The sequence below is a fragment of the Salinimicrobium oceani genome (genome assembly GCF_012037645.1).
In genome coordinates this window covers 1-311 of record NZ_JAAVJR010001420.1, presented here as the reverse complement: position 1 = coordinate 311, position 311 = coordinate 1, and the positions used below count along the sequence as shown (strand labels likewise).

The 311-nt window shown below is 38.9% G+C and carries 1 pseudogene; it reads left to right on the top strand.

Features of this window, described 5'->3' with window-relative positions:
- Positions 1-311 (top strand): annotated as a pseudogene (locus tag HC175_RS22465) (glycosyltransferase family 2 protein); the annotation flags it as partial.

Here is a 311-nt window from a genome sequence, read left to right as displayed (position 1 = left end):
ATGGGAGGAAATCCACACCGAATATTATTTTTCTGGCATTCCATAGGTAACAAGTTTCTTACTTTTTTGAGTAATGCTTTCACTAATCTTAATCTCACAGATATGGAGACCTGCTACAAATTATTCAGGGCAGATAGTATAAAAGGGCTGGATCTCAAAGAAAAAAGGTTTGGTTTTGAACCCGAAGTTACCGCCAAAATTTGTAGGATTCCCGGAATACGGATTTATGAGGTGGGCATCTCCTATTACGGACGTACCTATGCTGAAGGAAAAAAGATTAATTGGCAGGATGCAATGAGAGCGATGTATTG